This is a genomic window from Natronosalvus caseinilyticus (assembly GCF_017357105.1).
Taxonomy (GTDB): domain Archaea; phylum Halobacteriota; class Halobacteria; order Halobacteriales; family Natrialbaceae; genus Natronosalvus; species Natronosalvus caseinilyticus.
In genome coordinates, this window is the sequence record NZ_CP071596.1 from 1698066 (window position 1) to 1720341 (window position 22276).

18 protein-coding genes are annotated in these 22276 nt (G+C 65.1%); 12 read left to right on the plus strand and 6 right to left on the minus strand.

What is annotated here, in order from left to right; genetic code table 11:
* Positions 1-44: 44 nt before the first annotated feature.
* On the plus strand, positions 45-509 hold the full coding sequence (locus tag J1N60_RS08220) for a methyltransferase family protein (protein ID WP_312912169.1): 465 nt from the start codon (positions 45-47) through the stop codon (positions 507-509).
* 58 nt (positions 510-567) lie between these two features.
* On the opposite strand, the gene J1N60_RS08225 is transcribed toward J1N60_RS08220, so the two are convergent.
* The 3 genes from J1N60_RS08225 to J1N60_RS08235 all read right to left on the minus strand — a co-directional run bounded on the left by J1N60_RS08225 (position 568) and on the right by J1N60_RS08235 (position 4877).
* Positions 568-1203 carry a phosphoribosyltransferase gene (locus tag J1N60_RS08225; protein ID WP_312912170.1) on the minus strand — a complete coding sequence of 212 codons (636 nt, stop codon included), beginning with the start codon at positions 1201-1203 and terminating at the stop codon, positions 568-570.
* 187 nt (positions 1204-1390) lie between these two features.
* Complete coding sequence (locus J1N60_RS08230) at positions 1391-3454, minus strand: right-handed parallel beta-helix repeat-containing protein (RefSeq protein WP_312912171.1); 2064 nt, start codon at positions 3452-3454, stop codon at positions 1391-1393.
* A 472-nt stretch (positions 3455-3926) separates the two neighbouring features.
* Positions 3927-4877 carry a hypothetical protein gene (locus J1N60_RS08235; protein ID WP_312912172.1) on the minus strand — a complete coding sequence of 317 codons (951 nt, stop codon included), beginning with the start codon at positions 4875-4877 and terminating at the stop codon, positions 3927-3929.
* A gap of 450 nt (positions 4878-5327) precedes the next feature.
* Between J1N60_RS08235 and mfnA the strand changes: the two genes are divergently transcribed.
* Both mfnA and J1N60_RS08245 read left to right on the plus strand, forming a co-directional pair.
* On the plus strand, positions 5328-6413 hold the full coding sequence (gene mfnA, locus J1N60_RS08240; RefSeq protein ID WP_312912174.1) for a tyrosine decarboxylase MfnA: 1086 nt from the start codon (positions 5328-5330) through the stop codon (positions 6411-6413).
* A 208-nt stretch (positions 6414-6621) separates the two neighbouring features.
* Positions 6622-8001, plus strand: coding sequence for an MATE family efflux transporter (locus J1N60_RS08245; protein ID WP_312912176.1), 1380 nt, complete (start codon positions 6622-6624; stop codon positions 7999-8001).
* A gap of 90 nt (positions 8002-8091) precedes the next feature.
* Here J1N60_RS08245 and J1N60_RS08250 read toward each other — a convergent pair whose 3' ends face one another.
* The gene (locus J1N60_RS08250; protein WP_312912178.1) at positions 8092-9423 is read right to left on the minus strand and encodes a sodium-dependent transporter; all 1332 of its coding nucleotides are present in this window, start codon (positions 9421-9423) and stop codon (positions 8092-8094) included.
* 305 nt (positions 9424-9728) lie between these two features.
* Between J1N60_RS08250 and metG the strand changes: the two genes are divergently transcribed.
* The 7 genes from metG to J1N60_RS08285 all read left to right on the plus strand — a co-directional run bounded on the left by metG (position 9729) and on the right by J1N60_RS08285 (position 17990).
* Positions 9729-11888 carry a methionine--tRNA ligase gene (gene metG / locus J1N60_RS08255; RefSeq protein ID WP_312912180.1) on the plus strand — a complete coding sequence of 720 codons (2160 nt, stop codon included), beginning with the start codon at positions 9729-9731 and terminating at the stop codon, positions 11886-11888.
* A 112-nt stretch (positions 11889-12000) separates the two neighbouring features.
* Entirely contained in the window at positions 12001-12453 is a 453-nt protein-coding gene (locus tag J1N60_RS08260; RefSeq protein WP_312912560.1) for a response regulator, read from the plus strand.
* A 175-nt stretch (positions 12454-12628) separates the two neighbouring features.
* Positions 12629-13768 (plus strand): hypothetical protein, encoded by a 1140-nt coding sequence (locus J1N60_RS08265; protein WP_312912182.1) that lies wholly within the window; start codon positions 12629-12631, stop codon positions 13766-13768.
* On the plus strand, positions 13765-14241 hold the full coding sequence (locus J1N60_RS08270) for a hypothetical protein (RefSeq protein WP_312912184.1): 477 nt from the start codon (positions 13765-13767) through the stop codon (positions 14239-14241). The genes J1N60_RS08265 and J1N60_RS08270 overlap by 4 nt, the downstream gene beginning before the upstream one ends.
* Positions 14242-14346: 105 nt before the next feature.
* Complete coding sequence (locus J1N60_RS08275; RefSeq protein ID WP_312912186.1) at positions 14347-15018, plus strand: hypothetical protein; 672 nt, start codon at positions 14347-14349, stop codon at positions 15016-15018.
* 30 nt (positions 15019-15048) lie between these two features.
* Positions 15049-16251, plus strand: coding sequence for a hypothetical protein (locus J1N60_RS08280; protein WP_312912188.1), 1203 nt, complete (start codon positions 15049-15051; stop codon positions 16249-16251).
* Between the two features lie 53 nt (positions 16252-16304).
* The gene (locus J1N60_RS08285; protein ID WP_312912189.1) at positions 16305-17990 is read left to right on the plus strand and encodes a spermidine synthase; all 1686 of its coding nucleotides are present in this window, start codon (positions 16305-16307) and stop codon (positions 17988-17990) included.
* Positions 17991-18111: 121 nt separating this feature from the next.
* On the opposite strand, the gene J1N60_RS08290 is transcribed toward J1N60_RS08285, so the two are convergent.
* Positions 18112-19224: a phosphotransferase family protein gene (locus J1N60_RS08290; protein ID WP_312912191.1), complete on the minus strand. Its 1113-nt coding sequence runs from the start codon at positions 19222-19224 to the stop codon at positions 18112-18114.
* Between the two features lie 126 nt (positions 19225-19350).
* A complete protein-coding gene (locus tag J1N60_RS08295; RefSeq protein ID WP_312912561.1) occupies positions 19351-21213 on the minus strand; it encodes an ATP-binding protein in 1863 nt (620 codons plus the stop codon).
* Between the two features lie 189 nt (positions 21214-21402).
* Here J1N60_RS08295 and J1N60_RS08300 point away from each other — a divergent pair, with 189 nt between their 5' ends.
* Both J1N60_RS08300 and J1N60_RS08305 read left to right on the plus strand, forming a co-directional pair.
* Positions 21403-21657, plus strand: coding sequence for a hypothetical protein (locus J1N60_RS08300; protein ID WP_312912193.1), 255 nt, complete (start codon positions 21403-21405; stop codon positions 21655-21657).
* A gap of 211 nt (positions 21658-21868) precedes the next feature.
* Positions 21869-22249 carry a hypothetical protein gene (locus tag J1N60_RS08305; RefSeq protein ID WP_312912195.1) on the plus strand — a complete coding sequence of 127 codons (381 nt, stop codon included), beginning with the start codon at positions 21869-21871 and terminating at the stop codon, positions 22247-22249.
* Positions 22250-22276 lie beyond the last annotated feature (27 nt).

Below are 22276 nucleotides of genomic sequence, written 5' to 3' on the forward strand. Positions count from 1 at the left end.
TCAACGGAACCCTCTACTTGTGGTCCGGAAGCCTATCTAAGGACATGAGAAGGGGGCAAAGCGGGAGGTGGCGATGGTCGAACGTCCCCGTCCCCGAGTCGCACGTCGCTGGGCTACTCGCAGGGACAGTCGCCCACGTACTGAAGCCGGTGCGGTTGCTCGAGAACCAGCGACTCGCTCGGTCCGCTGGCTGGGGATTGACCGGGGTCGGCCTGCTGATCATCGGGTGGGCGGTTCGAACGGTTGGTGAACTGGAACTGAACGGTGGAAAGCCGACGGCACTCGTGACGACCGGACCGTACGCGTTCAGTCGCAACCCGATGTACGTCGGGTGGTCGGCGTTGTATCTGGGAATCACATTCCTTCTGAACACCGCGTGGCTGCTCGTCGTACTCCCGGCCATGCTGTCTACCGTTCACCTGGTCGTCCGACGCGAGGAACGTTCGCTGGAACGCGAATTCGGAGATGCGTATCGTGCCTACCGGCGCGACGTTCGTCGGTATCTCTAGACGAGGGATGCACCGTCGATGAGGAACGAATCGACAAACGTCGACTACAGCCGGTCGCTCAGGACCGATCTAGATATCGCATCGCCTCCTCGTCGCTCACCTGGTCGAACCGGCGGTAGAACTGACCGACCGCGCGAAAGCCTGCCGGCGTCTGGAGTGCGACGACCGCGTCGGCTTCGTCCTCAAGCTGGGAAATCGAATCCGGCGAGCCGATGGGAACGGCGAGGGTGACGTGAGCCGCACCCGCCTCGCGTACCTGGCGCAGACAGGCGATGGCCGTCGCCCCCGTCGCGACCCCGTCGTCGACCACGACGACGCGCGTTCCCTCGAGGTCGGGGAGCGTTCCTGCCTCGCCTTCGTCGCGATAGCGAGCCGCCTTCGTCGCCGCGTTTTCGGCTTCTCGTTCGCGTACGTCATCGAGGTAGTCCTCGGAAACCGAGAGGTGCTCGACGAGCGAGTCGTTGAGCCAGACCGCGCCGTCGCTCGCGACGGCCCCGATGGCGAGTTCGGGGTTCGACGGCGCGCCCATTTTTCGCGCGACGACGACGTCGATGTCGGCCTCGAGTGCGTCGGCCACCGGGCGGGCGATGGGAAGGGCTCCGCGCGGAATTCCGAGGACGACGTCGGCCTCGACGCCCCGTCGCTCGAGTTCGGTGGCGAGCTGGTTCCCGGCGTCGGCTCTGTCCGCGAACATGGATACAGGTACGGGCTCGAGCGACTTGGTTATTGGCGCCTCTCGAGTCACGCCTCGGAGCGTGCCGATGGGTGCTCGGTCGTGATATCGGGTGTTTTCGCCGATTAGAACGAAATTTGCCGTCGACTGCGAGCCTCGAGTCGTCTCGAGTGAACGGACGAACGGTTAACGGCTAACAGCTAACGGTTCACTGATCGCGCGCGTTGTAGACGACGTCGACTTCCGCGTCGCCGAGCAGCGTGAAGTCCTCGAGGTCGCCGTCGAACCAGTAGGCGTCGAGCCAGTTGCCGACGGCGCCGCGAACGGTGCGGTCCTCGAGCAGGTCGCCCTCGTCGACCGAGGCGTTTCGGTAGTCGGCCTTGCGAACGCACCCGTCCACCTGGAGCGAGTACGTCGACGGACCGTCGGCGTTCGTCCCGTCGACGACGACCACGTGGGGGAGGAGCTCGTCGTCGCCGGTCTCGTCGGGGTCGACCGTCTCGTCGTTGAGGCGGATCGCCGCCACACCATCGGTGAAGGTCACGTCGGTGAGTGCGCCGGAGAACCGGTAGCGCTGGGTGCCCTCGAGGATCGAGCTCTGGACGGTCGTCCCCGAGCGGACCGTCACCTCGTCGTCGTCGCCCTCGTACGCGATCGTTCCCTCGACCGTGACCTCGTAGCTCGCCGCCTCGCCGGTGCCCTCGATCTCGAGGACGTTCGGCAGGTCCTCGCCGTACTCGCCGGGGTCGACTTCCTCGCCGTTGAGGGAAACGGTACCGGGGCCGTCGACGGACAGTTGCTGGAGATCGCCGTCGAAGCGGAACGCGTCCTTCCAGTTCGCGACGGTTCCGTGGACGTGACCGTCCGCGATTGCGTCGGTGTCGTCGATCGTCGCCCCCTCGTAATTCGACGGGACGACCTCGCCGTCGACGACGAACTCGTAGCGGGTGACGTCCGCGTCCGCGCCCTCGACGAGGAGGACGTTTTCGGGGCGGTCGTCGAATTCGATGGGATCGATCTCGACGCCGTTGACGCGAACCGCGGCGTCGCCGTCGAGCTGGAGGCTCTCGAGTTCGCCGTCGAAGCGGTAGGCGTCGAGGTAGTTCGCGACGACGCCCTCTGCGCTCGAGCCGTCGACCGTCGATTCCTCGTCGATCGTCGCCCCGTCGTCCGTGGACGACTCCAGGTCGCCGGTTACGGTGAACGCGTAGTCGGTGGTCGTCGTGGACGCGTCGCGGCCGTCGAAGACGATGACGTTGGGGAGGTCCGCCGAATCGCGCTGGTCGGTCGCGCGTTCGATCCGACTCTCACCGCTGTTCGCGTTTCCCGACGCGGCCGCCTCCGCGCTGGTCGGACAGCCCTCGGGGACGACGTCCTCGGGCGACGTGCCGTTGCCCGACTCGAGGTCGATCGAGCCCCCTGCTCGTCTGAAGCCCCCGCTGTAGCCGGTGTCGTACTGCGTGTTCACCATCCGAACGGTGGAGGAGCCGCCGTTGGCGCCGACGACGACGGAGTAGTGACGGCCGTTCATCGCGAGGTTACAGTCTTCCACGACGACGTCGCCGGGTGCCCAGGCCCAGATGCCGCGGCCGTCCTTGTGCGCGCCCGTGTTCACGGCCGTGCAGTTCGTGACCGTTCCCTCGCCGAGCCGGAAGTGCGAGACCCAGGAGTCCCGGGAGTAACAGTTCGAGATGTCGACCGTTCCGCCGGCGCCGTTGTACCCCGGCGCGGAGCAGTAAAACGAGTTGTCGCCCATCTCGGAGATGTTCACGCGGTCGATCTCGATGTGACCGCTGTGCTGGGGGGCGACCCAGAGACCGACGCCGTGGCGGTGGCCGTCCGTGGCGCCGTCACCCAGGTAGACGTTCTCGATTCTGGAGGTGCCACCCTGGCGATCGGAGACGCCGAAGACGGCATTCTCGCTCGTGACGCGGCCCTTGATCCCGACGTTTCGGATCGTCCAGTTGGTGCCGTGGGCGGCGATGGTCACCGTTGCCCCGTCGGCGGTGACGTCGATTAGCGTGTTCTCGAGCGTCTCGTTCGACTCGACGCGGATCACTTCACGCTGTCCGGCGGGGACCGTGATCACGTCGTAGTCGGCCGCCGCGGCGGTGCCGGTTGCGGCGGCGAGTGCCGGACCCGCCACCGCGCTCGCGGACGCGAGCTTGAGGTAGCTTCGTCGGTCGAGTAACGTCGTATTACCGTCTCGCGGGGCGTTCCCGTCGTGTCCCGCAATCGAATCGTCGTCCAGTACCGAAGAGTCGCGTGCCATGCGTTCGGGTAATGCGAGGATACTGGTTTAAATCTTCCGTAGATAGAATCGATTGAATTTACAGAGAATAACAGGAATCGGAACGTATCGTTTCGAAAGCAAGAACGATAACCCACAAAAATTTATACGAATGATCGCGCAACGGACGGCAGTAATTGTACCTTACCGCTCGAGACGCGTATTGACGGCCGAACGAGGCGATCGACTCGCTATTGTGACCTTCGTCCAGCGGTGAACGAACGGGCGACGTCTCGAGCGTAATTCTGGATTACGACGGATCGGTAGAGTGACCTATCGTGCGCCGAGACGATTTCGACGTTTTCGAGCGAGTTCCGCGGCGCTCGAAGGGAACGCTAGAACGGTGCTCGAGGCGAGTCTAGAGTGATAGTTACCGTCGAGGAGGATAGAACGCAGAACGGAGACCGCATCGGCACCTGTGTGGAGGGCCGCTACGTCAGCAAAACAGGGCGACTCAGTTCGCGCTCGCCGCGTCCTCGGCCGTCTCGGGGACGCCGTCGGGGATCGTCGGTTCGGGGTCGTTCCCAACGCCGTCGCCGAAGTCGACGCTCGAGCCGGCGGTCTCGTTGACCCCGCCGTGGAAGTCCGTGCTGTAGTCGGTGTCGGTCACCGTCACCGACGTCCCGCTGCCGTTCGCGCCCGCGTCGATCGCGTAGTTGTGGCCGCCGAGCTCGAGCTGACAGTTGTCGATCTCGCACTCGCCCGGCGCCCACACCCAGATGCCGCGGCCGCCGTAGCCGTCGCGGTCGACGCGGACGCTCGAGTTCGTGACGGCGCTGCCCGCCGAGCCGATCCGGAAGTTCGCCACGTAGTTGTTCGCGGCGTAGCACTCGTCGATGTGGATCGTGCCGCCACCCTTGCCGGCCGGTGCGGAGGCGTAGATGCCGTTGTCCGGGAAGTTCTGGACGTTGACGTTCGTGAAGTCGATGTGGCCGTTGTGCTCCGGGGAAACCCAGAAGGCGGTCTCGTCGGTAGCTTCCGAGCCGTGAATCGCACCGTCGGCCACGTACACGTTTTCGATGGTCGAGGTGTTGCCACCCTGATCGGAAATCCCGAAGGCCGCGTCGGGGCTTCCGACGTCGAACTCGCCCTTGATACCGACGTTGCGGATCGTCCAGTCGGTCGCGTGGGCCGCGATGGTCACGCGCGCGCCCTCGGCCGTACAGTCGAACAGGACGTTCTCGAGCGTCTCGCCATCTCCGACGGTGACCTGGTGGTCCTCGCCGGGGTCGAGGGTCACCGTTTCGTAGTCGCTCTCCGCCGCCGCGGCGTCAGCAACGCCACCGAAGACGCTCGCTGCGACCGCGGCCGTCGCGATCGAACGAACGTAGGAACGACGGCTTACCAGCGAGTTTCGAAGAGTAGTCGAAGATTCAACGTCGGTAGTGGGGGACTTCTGCGCCATGCACTTGCGTAACCCCGCCTTTCGCACATAAACTTTTTCTTATTACACTCATTAAATTTATGTAGTTTAATTTGAACTGTTGGGTTCGTTCACGTATTTTTGAACGATCATCCGTGGTTCGAAGAATTTCAGAGACGACCGGCCATCGGACTGGACCGCGAATAATGACTCGTTACCGCCGATTTGGGTCGTGAGCGTCGATGGTATCGTCTCGATACCGCCGTTTTCCGTCCGGAACGTTCGTACGTACTCGAGAATTACCCAATGAAACGGTCCGGGATTTTCCGGTTTCGGCGTTTCCCACCGCTACGACTAGCCGAGGAACCGGACCACGATCGACCCGGTCCACCTCACACTCGCTTCGGACTCTCTCACTCTCGTCTCGACACCGTTCCGCGCGTGCGGACGAGAACAACAATCACTAAACCGACGACTCCCATCCATAGGCGTATGCGAGCCGAGCCGCAGTCGTTCGACCGGGTGCTCTCCTCTATGTGCACCGAGCCACACCCGGTCGCTCGAGAGGCCGCCGTCCGCTTTCTCGCAACCAATCCCGGCGACCCCGGCACCTATCCGCAGGTGTCGGAACTCGAGCGCGAAGCCGTTTCGCGCCTCGGTGACGTCGCCGGACTGGCCGAGGCGTCGGGGTACGTCGCCAGCGGCGGAACCGAGGCGAACCTCCAGGCCGTCAGAATCGCCCGCGAGCGGGCCGACGGCGACCGCCCGAACGTCGTGATACCCGAGTCCGCCCACTTCAGTTTCCGGAAAGCCGCGACCGTACTCGAGGTCGACCTCCGCGTCGTTCCGACCGACGACGACCAGCGGGCCGACCTCGAGGCCGTTCGCCAGGCCGTCGACGAGGAGACCGCCCTGGTCGTCGGGGTCGCCGGATCGACGGAGTACGGACGCGTCGATCCCATTCCGGAACTCGGCGATGTCGCCCGAGCGGTGGACGCGCTCTTTCACGTCGACGCCGCCTGGGGTGGCTTCGTTCTCCCCTTCACGGACTACAAGTGGAACTTCGCGCACGCGAGCGTCGACACGATGACTATCGACCCGCACAAGATGGGCCAGGCGGCCGTCCCCGCAGGCGGCCTCCTCGTCCAGGACGAGTCCTTGCTCGACGAACTCGCCGTCGACACGCCCTACCTCGAGACGACCTCGCAGGCGACGCTCACCGGCACGCGGTCGGGTGCGGGCGTCGCCAGTACGGTCGCCGCCCTCGAGGAGCTCTGGCCTGATGGGTACGCCGCCCAGTACGAGCGTTCGCAGGCGAACGCCGAGTGGTTGGCCGACGAACTCGGAGCGCTCGGCTACGACGTCGTCGAGCCGACGCTCCCGCTGGTCGCGGCGGACGTCCCGACACCGACGTTCGATGCGCTTCGTGAGGCTGGCTGGCGAATTTCTCGGACCGGATCGGGCGAACTGCGCGTGGTGTGTATGCCTCACGTCACTCGCAAGATGCTCGAGGTGTTCCTCGCGGACGTAGCCGAACTGACGCCGCAGGCGGCGGCACCCGTCTCGAGTTGCGACTGAGGCGGATCGGTTCGACTGCGCGCTCTCGGTGCACTCGTGACGGGAATCGATCGTACACGCGCGAGCCGACTCGGATTCCTTTTCTCCGGGTGAACAGCAGGCCAGATGGCTCGAGTGGCGAGCGCTCGACGGACGAGACGGAGGGCCGACCGACCGTTTCGCCGCGACCGCGGGGCAGTTAAGCGTCGACGTCTCGTTCGTGAAGGTGATGCTCCGGGTCGACGAGAGCGTTCGGCAGGTCTGGTGGCGAGCGCTGCGCCTGGGCTGGCCCGTCGCCGTCCAGCAGACGCTGACGACCTTGATGCGGACCGTCGACGTCATCGTCACCGGCCTGTTCTCGCCCGCGGCGGTAGCCGCGGTCGGCCTCGCTGACCTCTATGGACAACTGCCCCTCCGGATCGGCCTCGGTCTCGGGACCGGCGCGATCGCGCTCTCGAGCCAGGACACGGGTCGCGGCGCGGAACGCACGCGCGACCGCGCGATCACCCAGGCGCTGCTCATCGGAGCCCTCTGTGGCGTCCCCCTGGCCATCGTCGGGTTGGTCGCAAGCCACTGGCTGATCGCCGTGCTCGGGGCGGAGTCGGCGGTCGTCCGTCTCGGTGGGCTCTACCTGGCGATCGTCTTCGCTGCCGCGCCGATGCGCATCGTCGGGCTCGTCGGTGCGAATGCGTTACAGGGCGCGGGCGACACGCGGACGCCGATGGTCGTCAACGGCGGGGCGAACGGGCTCAACGTCGTGTTGACGATCGCGCTCGGACTCGGCATCTGGATCGCCCCCGACATGGGAATCGTCGGCGTGGCCGTCGCCACGGCGGCCAGTCGAACCGTCGAGGCCGGCGCGGTCGTCGCCGCCATCGCGAGCCCCTGGACGCCGGTCTCGCTCGCTCGACCGCGGGACCTCACCATCACTCGCCAGCTGCTCGCCGTCAGCATTCCAAACGTTGCCGAGGGGATGAGCACGTCGCTGGCGAACTTCCCGTTCAACGCCCTGATCCTCCTGTTCGGCACCGAGGCGAACGCGGCCTACCACATCGGTCGTCGCATCTATCAACAATTTACGGGTCCGCTCTATCGGTCGAGTTCGACCGTCTCGAGTATCATCGTCGGCCAGACGCTCGGCGAGGGCGAGCCCACGGCGGCGCGTCACGCCGCCCGGTCGATTCTTGCTCTCGGAATCGTGACGCTCGGCATCTCGGGCGTCCTGTTGTTCGCGGCCGCGCGACCGCTCGTCTGGGTGTTCACGCGCGATCCGCTCACTGCGAGCTACGCCGTCGAGTTCACGCGCGTGTTCGCCGTTTCGATGCTGTTCTTCGGGATCTTCTTCCCCATCGCCGGCTCTCTCCGCGGGGCAGGAGATACCCGGACGCCGTTCTACGCTCGACTGACGGGGACGGTCGTCTTCATGCTCGGCGGCTCGTACCTGCTCGGGGTCACCCTCGAATACGGGCTCCTCGGCGTCTACGTCGGCATCGTCCTGTGTTACGTCTGCTGGGCCGTCGTGGCTCTGGCCGGGTTCCGGTGGGGTGGCTGGGCGGATCTGGCCGCCTCGATGATGGCCGAACGAGCCGAGACGAGCGGCGACGACTGAGTAGAGGACGTCGAGCGACCGATCGGCGCCACCTCGAGTCGAGACTCAGGGGCGAACGGGCGCTGGAAAAAGTGACGTCGTCTTCGCCGGTCAGAAGAACGTTCCCTGGATGAACTCGACGTACTCCTGAATTGCGAGCGCCAGCGTGACGAGGAGGGCGATCGGCACGACGTACTTCACGACGTTGATCCAGTACGTGTCGAACCCGCCGTTGCCGCCCCGCCCCTGGCCGAGTTCCTCGAGGGCATCGGAGGCGAACACCCAACCGATGAACAGCGAGAGCACGAGCCCGCCGGCGATCAGCAGGATGTTGTTCGCGAACAGGTCGTACGCGTCGAGGTAGTCGAGATTGAGCCCGGTCGGAATGCCGATGACGAAGATGATCGCCGCCAGCCCCAGCGTTGCCGGGAGGCGTGCGATGTCGAAGGTATCTACCACGAACGAGACCACCATCTCGAGGATGCTAAACGCGCTGGTGAGCGCGGCGACCGCCAGCATGATGAAGAAGACACCGCCAACGAGATGACCCATCGGCATGGTCTCGAACGCGGCCGCGAGACTGATGAAGACGGCGCCAGCCCCGCCCCCTCCCTGCTCGAGGTCGACGCCCTGAGAGGCGAGGAACGGGAAGGTGACCAGCCCCGCCAGGATCGCGATGAACGTGTCGATGGCGACGATGATGAGCGAGTCGTTGAGCAGATTCCGATCTTCGCCGAGGTAGGAGGAGTAGGTGATCATCACGCCCATCCCGAGCGACAGCGTGAAGAACGCCTGGCCGGCCGCGGCGGGCAGGATGTCGACGGCGTTGGTGGCGAAGGCGTCGACGTCCGGGGAGAGGTAGAACTCGTATCCCGCGCCGGTGTCGGGCAGCGTGGCGGCGTAGACCGCGAGGATCACGAGAAGGACGATGACGCTCGGGACCATTAGCTTGGCCGCTCGCTCGAGGCCGTCACGGACGCCCAGCGAGACGATGCCGGCGACGAGCGCCATGAAGATCGCGTGGTAGATGATCGCGTTCGTGCCGGACGCCGTCTGGAAGAAGAACGCCTCCGTGTCGCCGGTGTACCCGCCCGAGAAACTCGCCACGATGTACTGGAGCACCCAGCCGCCGACGACGCTGTAGTACGAGAGGATGATGAACCCCGCTACTGCGCCGATGGCTCCTGCGAACTTCCAGGACGGGTGGCCGAGGCGTCTGAACGCGCCGACCGGGTTTCGTTCGGATCGTCGCCCGATGACGAACTCGACGAGCATCACGGGGAGGCCGATGAGCGCGACGAGAGCGAGGTAAACGACGACGAACACGGCCCCGCCCGATTCTCCGGCCAGGAAGGGGAATCGCCAGATGTTTCCGAGTCCCACTGCGCTACCGACGGCGGCGAGGATGAACCCCGCCCGCGTTGCCCAGGTATCACGTACCATGGCTGTGCGTTTCCAGGTAATTGATTAAATACCTATTGAACTCCCATCGACGCAGTCTGTCGATAAACTATCTATTGGAGTATTACATGATCGTCATCTGATCGGTGTGGGAAGTAATCACCGACAGCAGTGCCACCGGTCGTCTCGCGGTCGTTCCTCGAGCGGATTCAATCCTCAGAGGATTCGAGGCCGGGTCGACACGGGTCGCGGGTACTGCCTCGACGACCGCTCGAGCTGGCAGGAATTGCCCACTCCGCGCGGCGAAAACCGGCGGGTTTTACGCCCGCGGGCGAGTGGTGACGAGTATGAGCCACGACGACTTCCCGACGGACCGCCCCGCGGTGGTGACCTGCGGGTTGCCCTACGCCAACGGCGACCTGCACATCGGCCACCTCCGCGGCTACATCGGCGCCGACGCGTTCAACCGCGCCCTCGAGACGCTGGGTCAGGAGACGGCCTACGTGAGCGGCTCGGACATGCACGGCACGCCGATCGCCGTCACCGCCGAGAAGGAGGGCGTCGACCCCGAAGAGTTCGCCCTGCGATTTCACGAACGGTACCAGGAGACGTTCCCGAAGTTCGACGTCGAGTTCGACAACTACGGTCACACCCACGACGAGACGAACGTCGAGCTCACCCAGGAGATCGTTCGCACGTTAGACGAGGAGGGGTACGTCTACGAGGACGAGGTGCTCGTCGCCTACGACCCAAAAGCCGACGACTACCTGCCCGACCGCTACGTCGAGGGCACCTGCCCCTACTGCGGCGCGAAGGCCCGCGGCGACGAGTGCGACGAGGGCTGTCAGCGCCACCTCGAGCCGGGCGAGATCGAGAACCCGACGAGCGTCCGAACGGGTAATCCGGCGGAGTACCGCGAGCGCACCCACAAGTTCTTCCGCGTCTCGGAGTTCGCCGACTACCTGACGGCGTTCCTGGACGGCCTCGAGGGCACCGACAACGCCCGCAACCAGCCTCGCCAGTGGATCGAGGAGGGACTTCAGGACTGGTGTCTCACCCGCGACATGGAGTGGGGGATCGACTATCCGGAGACGGATATCGGCGATGGTAGTGCCGAAGACATCGTCCTCTACGTCTGGGTCGACGCACCGATCGAGTACATCTCGAGTACGAAGCAGTACACGGAACGCGTCGGGAGCGACGAGTACGACTGGGAGCGCGTGTGGAAGGACGATGGGGAGATCGTCCACGTCATCGGACGAGACATCATCCAGCACCACACCGTCTTCTGGCCGGCGATGCTCCAGGGCGCGGGCTACAACGCCCCCCGAGCGGTGGCCGCGACGGGCTTCATCACCATCGACGGCAAGGGGCTCTCGACCAGCCGGAATCGCGCCATCTGGGCCAGAGAGTACCTCGAGGAGGGCTTCCATCCCGACCTCCTGCGGTACTACCTGACGACGACCGGCGGCCTCCAGCAGGACATCGACTTCACCTGGACGGCGTTCCAGGAGAAGGTCAACGGCGAGCTCGTCGGGACGATCGGCAACTTCTGGTACCGCTCGCTGCTGTTCGCCCAGCGCAATTTCGAGGGGACGCCCGAGGCAGACGTATCCGGGGAAGTCGAAGAGCGCATCGAGGGCGCCATCGGCGAGTTCCGCGAGGCGGTCAACGACTACTCCCTCCGGGAAACGGGCCTCGCCGCGACCCGCCTCGCCCAGTTCGGCAACGAGTACATCCAGCGCAACGAGCCCTGGAAGCTCGAGGACGGCGACCCCGAGCAGGCCCAGGTTATCCGCGACTGCGTCCAGATCGCGAAGGCCGTCGGCGTCCTGCTCGAGCCGATCGCCCCCGGCAAGGCCCAGGCGCTCTGGGAGCAACTCGGCGAGGACGGCGCCGTCACGGACGCCCACCTCGAGGACGCCCTCGAGGCGCCGCCGCGCACCTTCGAGGAACCCAGCGAACTGTTCGAGAAGATCGAGGACGAGCGCGTCGAGGAACTCGAGGCGACGCTCGAGAAGAAGATCGCGGCAGCCGCTGAAGACGCGGATGCGGACGAGGGCGAGGAACCCAAAACCGAAAGTAACGAACCCGACGAGCGCGGGGGTGACGACATGAGCGACGCTGACACCACAGACACGAAAGCAGACGCCGACGCCGACACTAGCGACCTCGAGCCCCTGCTCGAGGATCGAATCGGCTTCGAGGACTTCCAGGAACTGGACATCCGCGTTGGCCGGATCGAGGCCGCCGAGGGCGTCGAAGGCGCCGACGACCTGGCTCGCCTCGAGGTCGACATCGGCTTCGAGACCCGCCAGGTCGTCGCCGGGATCAAGCGACTCCACGACCTCGAGTCGCTGCCGGGAACGAAGTGCGTCCTGCTGGCGAACATGGAACCCGCCGAACTGTTCGGCGTCGAGTCGAACGGCATGATCCTCGCGGCTGGCGAGGAGGCGGACCTGCTGACGACCCACGGCGACGCCGCACTCGGCGAGAAGATTCGGTAGGTTCACTGGCTCGAGAGGAGGTATGTGAATCGATCTCACCTGCTCGTGACCAGAATCGGTTGGCACACCCGAGTAACGAGGGGTTATACCGTCTCGGCGTCTACCCTCCGCAATAAGTGCGAAGGAAGCGGGGACGGAGGAGCCAATCACGATCCTGCTGGTCGAACCGAACCCGGGGGATACGCGACTCTTCACGGAATCACTGCACGAGGCGAAACTCGCGAATCGTCTGTACACGGTGACTAACGGCGAAGACGCGCTCGACTTTCTCCACGGACGTGGGGAGTACGAATCGAACGCCTGTCCGGACCTCGTCTTGCTCGAGCCACAGCTACCGGGGAAAAGCGGGATGGAAATCCTCTCGGAACTGAACGACGAGCCGGCGCTCGCCGAGATTCCGGTCGTCGTCCTCACGGGGTCGGACGCCGAAGAGGACATCGTCAAGTCCCAGGACGTCGACGCGGACCACTACATCCAGAAACCGGTTACCCCGGACGACTTCTTCCAGTTCGTCCGATCGATCGAGGACTTCTGGTTCGCGATCGTGCAGGAACCGACCAGCTAGGGCCGAGGTTGACTCGAGCGACCGGATTCGCTCACCTTGCGTCGCTGTCGGATGCTGTAACGATCGAGGGGGCGTCCACCGCTCGTCGCCCGTCCCCATCGTTCGGTGCTCGCCTCTATCGCTCGTCCCCATCGGCGGATAGCACACGCAAGGCCAAACGACACGGGCGAGATCATTGTATATCCTCACGGATACTATCATGGTCGCCCAGAAACACAGTCGAGACGACAGGCCGTCCGCCGAGCGCGAGACCTCGAGGGGTGACGTCGGCCGTGATCCGGCGGCCGTCACCGTCGCCGAGGAAGGCGACGAGCCCAGGACGCTCCTGCCGGACGGCGGCGAAGTAGAGGCAGAGACAGACGGCTCTTCCGATTCCGACGACGAAGACGCGAACGCCGAAAACGACGAGGACTCGAGTGACGCGGCGGACGAGTCCGAAAGCGCCGACGAAGCAACTGATGAGGGAGAACCCGACGACTCCGAGGATCAGGACGGTTCGGCTGACGACGGAGAATCAGAGAACGGTGACGGTGAAGGCGACGAAGCGGACGAGGGTGACGACGAGAGCGAGGAAGAGGAAGAAACAGAAGACGAGAGCGAGGAAGAGGAAGAAACAGAAGACGAGAGCGAGGAACCCGGCGAAGAACACGACCGCGACGCCGAGGAGGTCTACGAGAGCGAGGACGCCACCGGCGTCGCCCACCTCGACCTGGACGGCCTCTTTCTTGACGTCCTCGGTCTCGAGGTGAACCTGAACGAAGTGACCCTCGACGTCTCGGCCCGACCGGGCGACAACAATCTGCTCGGTAACCTGTTATCGTCGGTGACCGGCCTCCTCGATGGGCTGGGGTCGCCGCTCGAGAGTATCTCGAACGCACTCGGGAAGATCCCAGGCGGGCTCAAGAGCGCCGCGACCGGTCTCCTCGGCGGATTGCGGGACCGGCTCGGCGGACTCCTGCCCGGGATCAGTTCGGGCGAGGGCGACGGTGACGAGGAAGCCGAAGAAGCCGAAGAAGCCGAGGAAAGCGAGGGCGGCATCCTCTCCTCGATCGCCGACTGGTTCCGCGGACTAGGCCGTTCGATCGTCGACACCCTTCGCAACCCGCTCGAGCGAGCCGTCTCCTCGCTGCCGATCGAGCAGGTGCTCGCGACGATCGTCCGGTCGGTCCTCGAGCAGGTGATCGAACGGATGGAAGCCGCGTCGGAAGGTGACGGCGACGAGGGCGCCGAGGAATCGGATAGTGAAGAGGAGAGTCCGGATCAGGACCAAGATCAGGACCAGGAGCAAGACCAGGAAGCGGAGGCTACTGCATGACCGACGACACACTGACCCAACGCGTCGACGTGGACGAGATCATCGACGGCATCGACTTCGAATCGCTGCTCGAGGGCACCTCGCTCGAGGACGAGTTCGACTCGGAGGAACCGATCGGGCCCGAGTTAGGCGGTCTCATCGGTGCGACGGTCGGCCGGACGGTCGGCAAGGAGGTCGGTCGATTGCTCGGTGACGTCCTCGTGGATTCGATCCTCGAGAGCGACGAGGAGGAATCCGAGGAGACGGACGACGGTGACGAGTCAGCGGAGGACGAGGCGGCCGACGATGAGAACGGCCAAGACGATGACGAAGGCGGCGAGTCAGACGAGGACAGTGAGGACGGAGAAGACAGCGAAAGTAGCGAAGACAGCGAGGAGGGCGAGTCAGACGAGGACAGTGAGGGCGGCGAGAGTAACGAGGATAGCGAAGACAACGAGGACGCTGACGACACTGACGAAAATGACGAGTCGTGACGCCCCTTCCGCGCTCGACGGACGACTCGAGGGTAACTGCCACTCGAGGCGGATCGACGAAAGAAGCGCCTCGATCGTCGTCGCGCCACCCACGGAGGGATCTGAATGAGCGACGATCCCTCACTGCAAGAAATCGTCGTCGAGGAAGCCCTCGAGTACGTCGACATCGAGTCCGTCCTCAACGGGGACGGCATCGGCGACGAGGTCGAGGCCGGCGAAATCGGCGCCGCCGCCGGCGCCCGAATCGGCGAGCGGTTCGGTCGCTCGATCGGCGAACGCCTCGGCAGAGCGATCCAGGAGACGGCCACCGACGCGATGGAGGAGGGCCTGAGCCTTCGGACGTTCCTCGAGGAACTCGTCGTGTCGCTCCGGAACGCGATTGCCGCCTGGCTCGAGGAGTTCGGCCAGGAGGGGTTGGCCGAGCGGGTCGCCGCCAGCGAAGCGGTAGGCGAAGCAGAAGATGCGGACGAAGCCGGTGACGAAACCGGGGAGGCCGACGCAGGTGAGGGTGACGAGACCGATACGGACGAAGAAAGCGAAAGCGAGAGTGAGAGCGAGACCGAGACCGAGACGGACACCGAAGCGATCGTCGAGAACGGTCCACCTTCCCTCGACACGCTCGAGGACCTGCGCCGGGAGACCCTCGAGGACGTCCTGGAGATGCTCTCCTATCGGGACCTCCAGTCGGTCGCGAAGGACGTCGGCGTGAAGGCGAACCTCAAAGGCGATGAGATGCGCGAACAGATCGTCGACGCCGTGATCGACGAGGAGTCCTGATTAGCACGACCAGCGCGGTGAGTTCCACCTATGACTACAGAAACGGACGACCGAATCACGACACTGTTGACCGACGCTCGAGCGGCACTCGACGACCTCGGTATCCGCGAGGCGGGGGACGAAAGCGATGCGGACGATGAGGCCGGCGGTGACGACGGTGACGAGGCCCGAGCGCTCGAACTGACGGCCGACCTCGAAAGCGGCGCCCAGGACGGCCTTCCGGAGCCGATTTCGTCTACCGACCTGCCGTCGCTCGCGGCGGAAGCACACGAACTCGTCGAGGAGGGCGACGTCCAGTCGCTGCTCGAGCGCGTCGGCCTGGATACCCTTCCCGACGGCTCCACCCCGTCGTCGCTTCCGGAGGCGATTGCGAACGGCGATCCCGGCCAGGTCGCCACGCTGCGGGCCCTCCAGCGGTTAGCTTCGCTCGCGGATCCCGAATCAGATTCAGATACAGATACAAATTCCGACCTGGCCGACGCGGACTCGCTCGAGGAGACGGTGCTGGATCTGTACGGCCTCCTCGAGAAGAGCGGCGCGGTCGAGACGGGTGACGAGGAGGCCAGCGAGGCCGACACCGATGCGAGCGCGGATGCCGAGGAACCCGGCGAGGAGGGGGGTGAAGCGGCTGTAGACGAGACGGACGAGGACGAGTCGGACGAGGATGAGATGGACAAGGAGAAGGGCGAAGACGAGATTGACGATGAGGGCGAAGCGGACCAGAAGGACGAAGACGAGACGGACGAGAGCGAGGAATCCACGTCGGAGTCCGATAGCGAACCAGCGGAAGCCACCGACGAGACTGACAGCGACGAAACTGACGAGGCCGACGAAACGGACGGCGACGGCGACCTCGAGGACTCCATTTCGTCCGCCCTCAAGGATGCAGTCGGCGGGTTTGGTGATGAAGTCGAATCTCTCAAAGCGGGGCTCGAGGCGGCGGGTCTCGGTGACGACGAGGAGGCCGATGCCGAGGACGAAGCAGATCCTGTGGACGAGGAGGCGAATGGAGACGAAACCGACGAGGAGGACGGCGATGAAGGAGACGGGGCTGACGACGACGAAGACGAAGACGACGGCCTTCTGAGCACCGGAGACGACGGCGGCCCCTTCGGCGACTCGAGCAGCGGCCGCAGGCGCGGGACGATGTACTCGACCGTCGCCCGCTCGCCGTCGAAACGGGCGGACATGAAGGCGACGACCCGTCACTCGACGATGCCGAAACGAAACTGAGGCCGTCGATCGATCCAACAGGTACTCGTCGGTGGACCCACTTTGGGCGGCTAATGGACGTTTCACGGGCGCTCGAGTCGACGCGGTTCTCGAAACCCGAACTCGCCGTTTTCGTCTCCGGCGTCGTCAGCATGGGTCTCGAGATCCTCGCGTTGCGCATCGTCGCGCCGCAGTTCGGGAGTCACATCTACACGGTCGGCGGCCTGCTCACGGTCTTTCTGGCCGGACTGAGTCTGGGCTACTGGCAGGGCGGGCGAGCGGCGGAGCGAGCCTCGAACAGTCAGATGCGGTGGTTGCTGTTCGCTACGGCGATTTACATCGCGATCATCATCTACACGAGCGACATGTTGCTGTACGCTACGGCGGCCATCCCGCTCTCGCCGCGGTACGCCTCGCTCCCGTCGATCATCATCCTCTTCGGGCCACCGACGTACCTCCTCGGGTTCATCAGCCCCTACGCGGCGGAACTGTCGGCCAAGGAGGGAATCGGCGAGGCCTCCGGACACGTCTACGCGCTCGGAACCATCGGGAGCATCGTCGGCTCCGGCGTGACGACGTATCTCCTCATTCCGTCGTTGTCGATTACGCAGATCAGCCTCTTCTTTGGATTCGTGCTCGTCGGAACCGCTGTCGTCGTGTCGCTCCCGCGGCCGTCGAGGCGGACGCTCGCCGTCGTCGCCGTCGTCTCGCTCCTGCTGGTCGGCGCCGCCACCAGTAGCTCTATCGGGCTCGATCCTCGGGGAGACGTCGTCTACCAGACTCAGACGGCCCACCAGCAACTCGAGGTGGTCGACAACGGCGACGTCCGGACGCTGTACCTCGACGACACGCGTCACAGCGCGCGGGATCTGAGCGATCCCGACCGGCACGTCTTCGAGTACACGCGGTACTTTCACTTACCGATGCTCATGGCCGAGAGTCCCGAATCGGTCGACCGAGTGCTGTTCATCGGAGGTGGCGGATACACCGGGCCGCAGGACTTCGAGCGCCAGTACGACGTCGAGATCGACGTCGTCGAGATCGACGAGGAGGTGACCGCCACTGCCGAGACCTACTTCGGCCTCGAGCAATCAGCGGACCTCCAGGCCCACACCGTCGACGGGAGATCGTTCCTCCAGAACAGCGACGAGACCTACGACGTGATCGTCCTGGACGCGTTCAAGCGCGATCAGGTTCCCTTCGAGTTGACGACCGTCGAGTTCATGCAACTGGTCGACGAGCACCTGAGCGAGGACGGCGTCCTCATCTCGAACGTCATCTCCGCGCCCAGCGGCCCGGCCTCGGATTTCTATCGCGCCGAATATGCGACCATGAACGAGGTCTTCCCGCAGGTGTACAGCTTTCGCACGTCTGACACCGGAGCCGTCCAGAACATCCAGGTGATCGCGACCAAGAACGACACGCGTTACTCTGAAGCAGAGCTCCAGGCACGAAACCGGAACACCGACCTCCCGATCGATCTCTCCGGGGAGATCGAGAACTACATGGCCGAACCGAATACTGACGACGTACCGGTGCTCACCGACGACCGGGCGGCGGTCAACGAGTTGCTCGACCCGATGCTCGGCCAGCAGTACGTGATCGAGGAAACGACCGACGACGGGGCGTCCGGGGCGACCTCCGATTCGGCCTCGAGCGACGAACCCGACGGAACGAACGACACGGACGCCACGAACTCGAGCGAGGACGACACTGATGGAACGACCTCGAGTCTGGCGCCGCTCGCGCGAGCGTCGTGATCGATCGCGACGGCCACATTCGCGGTCGACATCACTACCGCGACCACAGTCGAACCAGCACTCGCTATCCGAAAGCCGGTGATGCCGGTACGTTCTGGAGGATGCGGAAGCGCCGACGCCGCTACAGCAGAAATTCGCCGTCAGCGATGCCGTCCGCCATCAGTGACATGTACTCGACGTAGGGCGCCCAGTTGGACGCGTCCCCGGCCTCGAGTCGGTCGCGATGGAGGTCCTCCCAGACCACTGCGAGCGAGAACGCTGCCAGCGCCCGGTAGAACCAATCGTGCTCGAACGCGAACCCCGTTGCCGCCTCGTAGCGAGCGACCAGGTCTCGCCGAGTGGGGCTGCCGGGCTTCGCCGTGAACGGGCTGAGGCCGCGCTCGTTTTGCTGCCGCAATTGCTGGAGTGCTCCTTCGTGGTCGTCCCCGTGTCGCACCTCGAGCGCCTCGAGCGACGGTCGCCAGTCGTTCGCGTCTCGCCACCGGAGCAGCAGGTAGCCCAGGTCGACCAGCGGGTCGCCGAGCGCGGCCGTTTCCCAGTCGAGGACGCCAGTGATTTCGGGTCGGTTCGTACCGGCGAAGCACACGTTCCCCGGCCTGAAATCGCCGTGAACGAGCGTCGTCCTCGTCTCCGTCGGCGCGTGTTCTCGGAGCCACTCGGCGACCGACCGGAGTGTCGGAACCTCGTGACCCGTCACCTCGAGTGTCTCATCGAGTCGTTTCACAGCGCGGTCGACGCGGGCTCGCGGCGTCAGCCGGTGACAGACGTCCGCGAACGGCTCCGAGTCGACCGTGTGGATGCCGGCGAGCGTCTCGACGAGTTGCTCGGCCACCCGTTCTCGCGACTGCGGCGTCCGAAAGCGCTCGGGGAGGTCCTCGCCGAGGGGAATCGGTTCGCCCTCGAGTACGGTCATCAGGTAGAACGGGTCGCCGAAGATCGATTCGTCGTCACAATACAGAACGGGAACTGGCGCGGGAACCGAGGTCTCTCGAAGCCGCTCCATCACCGCGTACTCCCGTCGCAGGTCGTTCATGTACGCCGCGTCTCGCAACTTGGTGGGCGTTCGCAGCACGTACGGGCCGCTGGCATCCCCGGTCGACACCTCGAGAATCAGATTGAGGCCGTCGGCGACGACCTCGAGTCCGGTCACCTCCGTTCCAAGACCGGCGGCGAGGACGGCCTCGAGGTGGTCGACGTCCGCATCGATGTCGACATCCACGTCGCTGTCGTTCATGCGTGGATCACTCTCCGGTATTTAAAAATCTGTTCGGTTGTGTGTTTGTGATTCTCGATCACGCTAAACTATACTTTCTATATCAATGCGTTCCTCGCGATCGCAGGGCCTATCCGAAGATACCGGTCACTCGGCGTCCGCCTCGAGCGTGGACTCCCCACCGCCTCCGCCGAGCGCGTCGAGCAATCCCGGCTCGAGGACGTAGGTGCCGTCCGCGCGGCGGTCGACGACGTCGCGGGTTCGAAGCTCCGAGAGGAGGCTCTGAACGGCGACGGGCGAGCGGCCGACCGACTCGGCCGTCGCGGTCGTCGAGAGCGGCCCGTCGATGGCGACCGTCTCGATGACGCGCCGGGCGGTCGGCTCGTCACACCGGGAGTCGTCGCAGGCTGCCGTGACGCGGGTCGAAATTTCCTCGAGGGCCAACAGGTCCTCGATGGTGTCGCGTTCGTCGGGAACCATCATGTCGAGGTCGACTGGTCCCGTCGCGGGGTCGTCCGCCGTGCCGGTCTCGAGGATGTCGTCCTCGCTCGCGTCGTCGACGGGCGTGTAGCCGAACGTGAGGTCGTCGCCGTCGGCGTGGAGGATCGGCGTCTCCGTTCCGTCCGTCGCTTCACCTTCCACTTCCGCCTCCGCCTTCCCGTCTGCGTTCTCACCACCGTCGGCCGTCGCTTCACTACCTCCGTTCGCTCCCGCTTCGCCACCCGAATCCGCGGGCTCGAGCCACAACTCGAGTTCGTGACAGCGCTCGCGGAGGTCCGCGTTCTCGGCCTCGAGACGCTCGAGGTCGTCGTCTCGGTTCTCGAGTTCCCGTTTGCGTGCTGCGAGTCGCTCGCGGAGGTCGTCGTTCTCCTCCTCGAGTTCCTCGCGCTCGGACTCGAGTTCCTCGATGCGGTCCTCGAGGTCGACCAGTTCGTCGTGCAGTCGGCGCATGTCGCCGCCGGTCTCCGGAAACGTCGTCTGGACGGGTTCGGCCTGGGAGAGCGCATCGGCCATCTGCCGGGCGGCCTCGGAGACGTCTCGGGCAGAGGAGAGTTCGTCCTCGAGGGTCTCGATCCTGGAGTCTTTCCGGTCGAGGCGCTTCTCGAGTTCGTCGATGCGGTCCTCCTCGCGGTCCTTGCGCTCGGAGATGGTCTGGAGGTCGTCGACGAGCGCGTCGGAGACCGACTTGAGTTCGGGACGCTCGAAGTCGTCCAGACCGGGCGTCGCCCCGGCGTCGAAGGTGCGCTTGCGCCGGAACTGGATCTTGCGGACGCCCGCGTCCATCCAGTCGGTCTGGACGAACGCCTGGCCGTCCTCGAGTTCCGAGACGAGTTCGGCGTACTCCGAGTCGATGATCCGCCCGACGACGTTGGTGTCGTTCTCCCAGGTGAGCCGGTGCCAGACGAGCCAGTTCGCCTGCGTGATGAAGTCCTTCTTGACGTCGGCGGGACGCTGACTGATCCCCAGGATGCCGAGGCCGTGCTTGCGCCCGCGCTTGCCGATCTTGATCAGCAGTCGCCCGGTCTCGCCCATGCCGCCGCCCTCGGGGATGTACTCGTGGACCTCCTCGACCACCAGCAAGAAGGGTTTCTTGAGCTTCTTCTCCTTGACGAACAGCTGTCGAGCGGTCTCTCGCAGGAGTTCGTCAGCCTCCTCCTCGTCCAGGTAGCCAGAGACGTCGAGGATGACGGGGACGTTCTCCTCGAGCGCCAGCGAGGCCATCTGCTCGGCGTGTTCGGGCCCGATCTGGATGTCACACTCCTCGTCGGCGCCCGCGTGGAGCATCTCGTACTCCTCTTTCAGCCCGTAGTACTCGCCGTCGGTGTCGACGATGAGCAGTGGAAAGCCGGCCTCGAGGAGCTCCTCGGCGATCACCGACGCCGTGTTCGACTTCCCGGAGCCGGATTTGCCGGTAACGAACCCCCGGCCTGTCAGCAACTCAACGACGGGGAGCCTCACGTCGGTCCCGTCGGCCGTCTCGCCAACCGTCACCTCGCGCGTCTCGCTCACCGTCTCCTCACCCCGTCTCGCCTGCGCGAACGTTGCATAGTTCACACTGCCCTCGGGTTCCCTTGAAGGTTCGCCTCGGGCGACACTCACCGTGTCTGATGATTGTGAACTATTCACAACCCTGGGAAACGATTATGTCACTCCCCCCGGATGTATCGGGTAGCCGATCGTCACAGATCGCGACCGACCATGACCACCACGACCCACCCGATTCCCGCGTTCGCCCCGACGAGTGGCAACGCGGGGGTCGCCACCGACGCCGACGCCGCCGGCACCGCCGGTCGGTGTGTCGACGTCGCTGGCTGGGGCGTCACCGGCGTCTCCGGACGCTATGGCGTCTCCATGGACTCCGGCGTTGCCGGACCGAAGGGTCGTGGACGGGCACTCGGTCACCCGACCCCGATTTCGTCGAATCTCGACGGAATCTCCGTCCGCGCCGCGTAGGTCCATTCTCCCGGCCGGACGGTTTGTACGCGTTTCCGACTCCCTCATTCCCTCTCGCTCGAGGTCGGGGGTCGGTCCGTCGATTCCATCCGTTCTGCCGGCGAGCCTGGACCGCGCGGTTTCCCCCGGTGGTGGACACCGCGCGGTCGTCAGCGTCCCCGATTCTCGGGCACGTGCGACCGCCCCCGAGTTCGACTCTCGGCGGGGGACTATGGCACGATACCAGACCGTCGTGGCGAAACTCGCCGTGCGCGTTCCCGTGAACGCGACCGGCGACCTCGTCACCGCAGGCGCACGAATCATCGAACGAGTTGCGGCCGTCGAGCGCGTCGACGACGCCACTGTTCGCGGCCTCGAACCCGGCCTGAACGACACGACCGTCACGCTCGAGGCACAAATTGTTCTCGTCGGCGACCGCGGCGAGGACCTGGCCGTCGTGAGACGCGAGTTGAACGAGGGCGTCGGCGTGACCGTCGAGGAGGTAGCGACCGTCGAGGTCGAACTCGAGGCCGAGACCGACCTCGAGGCCGAGACCGACCTCGAGGCGGACGCCGAGGAGGAGGCCGACCTGCAGGTGGCGCCTCGAGCGTAGAGTCAGCGGAAGCGCTCGAGTACGGAT

What these genes read in the sequence shown, in the direction of transcription:
- J1N60_RS08220 (WP_312912169.1), top strand. Translation starts at nt 45, where the DNA reads ATGAGAAGGGGGCAAAGCGGGAGGTGGCGATGGTCGAACGTCCCCGTC.
- J1N60_RS08225 (WP_312912170.1), bottom strand. Translation starts at nt 1,203, where the DNA reads ATGTTCGCGGACAGAGCCGACGCCGGGAACCAGCTCGCCACCGAACTC.
- J1N60_RS08230 (WP_312912171.1), bottom strand. Translation starts at nt 3,454, where the DNA reads ATGGCACGCGACTCTTCGGTACTGGACGACGATTCGATTGCGGGACAC.
- J1N60_RS08235 (WP_312912172.1), bottom strand. Translation starts at nt 4,877, where the DNA reads ATGGCGCAGAAGTCCCCCACTACCGACGTTGAATCTTCGACTACTCTT.
- mfnA (WP_312912174.1), top strand. Translation starts at nt 5,328, where the DNA reads ATGCGAGCCGAGCCGCAGTCGTTCGACCGGGTGCTCTCCTCTATGTGC.
- J1N60_RS08245 (WP_312912176.1), top strand. Translation starts at nt 6,622, where the DNA reads ATGCTCCGGGTCGACGAGAGCGTTCGGCAGGTCTGGTGGCGAGCGCTG.
- J1N60_RS08250 (WP_312912178.1), bottom strand. Translation starts at nt 9,423, where the DNA reads ATGGTACGTGATACCTGGGCAACGCGGGCGGGGTTCATCCTCGCCGCC.
- metG (WP_312912180.1), top strand. Translation starts at nt 9,729, where the DNA reads ATGAGCCACGACGACTTCCCGACGGACCGCCCCGCGGTGGTGACCTGC.
- J1N60_RS08270 (WP_312912184.1), top strand. Translation starts at nt 13,765, where the DNA reads ATGACCGACGACACACTGACCCAACGCGTCGACGTGGACGAGATCATC.
- J1N60_RS08275 (WP_312912186.1), top strand. Translation starts at nt 14,347, where the DNA reads ATGAGCGACGATCCCTCACTGCAAGAAATCGTCGTCGAGGAAGCCCTC.
- J1N60_RS08280 (WP_312912188.1), top strand. Translation starts at nt 15,049, where the DNA reads ATGACTACAGAAACGGACGACCGAATCACGACACTGTTGACCGACGCT.
- J1N60_RS08285 (WP_312912189.1), top strand. Translation starts at nt 16,305, where the DNA reads ATGGACGTTTCACGGGCGCTCGAGTCGACGCGGTTCTCGAAACCCGAA.
- J1N60_RS08290 (WP_312912191.1), bottom strand. Translation starts at nt 19,224, where the DNA reads ATGAACGACAGCGACGTGGATGTCGACATCGATGCGGACGTCGACCAC.
- J1N60_RS08300 (WP_312912193.1), top strand. Translation starts at nt 21,403, where the DNA reads ATGACCACCACGACCCACCCGATTCCCGCGTTCGCCCCGACGAGTGGC.
- J1N60_RS08305 (WP_312912195.1), top strand. Translation starts at nt 21,869, where the DNA reads ATGGCACGATACCAGACCGTCGTGGCGAAACTCGCCGTGCGCGTTCCC.